Annotated in this window: 2 protein-coding genes; both read left to right on the top strand. The window is 46.9% G+C overall.

The features are described 5' to 3' along the window. Positions 1-13: 13 nt before the first annotated feature. Positions 14-121, top strand: a complete 108-nt coding sequence (locus EEJ45_RS19155) for a helix-turn-helix domain-containing protein (RefSeq protein WP_425455460.1) — start codon at positions 14-16, stop codon at positions 119-121. A gap of 111 nt (positions 122-232) precedes the next feature. Further along, positions 233-430: a helix-turn-helix domain-containing protein gene (locus EEJ45_RS19150; RefSeq protein ID WP_425455462.1), complete on the top strand. Its 198-nt coding sequence runs from the start codon at positions 233-235 to the stop codon at positions 428-430. Positions 431-510 lie beyond the last annotated feature (80 nt).

Here is a 510-nt window from a genome sequence, read left to right as displayed (position 1 = left end):
GGTTCGTTTAGTAATGGAAGGAAAACTCGGCAAGGAAGTAGCTGAAATCTGCAATCTACACCGTCAATCCGTCTCGGAATATATTCGCCGTTTCAACGAAGGCGGACTGGAACGCTTATGAGATCGAAAGTTTAGCAAGGGACGCCCATGTTCGCTGACAAAAGAACAGTTGACAGAACTAAAAAAGACGGTTTTACATCAATCTCCGGAAGACTGCGGCCTCGGAACCGCTGTGTCATGGAGTGTTCCACTCATTCGTGAGCACATCCAACGCGTGTATAACGTGGAGCTGACGAGAACAGGTGTATTGCGTATGCTTTGGCGCCTTTCGCTTTCCTATACACGCCCAACTTATGTGCTCAAGAAAGCAGATTCAAAGAAACAAAAAGCGTTTCGACGCCAGTTGGATTGGATAAAAAAAACGCCTTAGACGAAAATACAGTCCTTTTGTACCAAGATGAAACACACATCCGCGCCTATCAAAGCCTGCGTGCAACGTGGTCACAGTCC

This window comes from Ectobacillus antri (assembly GCF_003852715.1).
Lineage (GTDB): Bacteria > Bacillota > Bacilli > Bacillales > Bacillaceae_G > Ectobacillus > Ectobacillus antri.
Note: the sequence above shows the minus strand (reverse complement) of the source record. Positions and strands in the feature narration are given on the sequence as shown.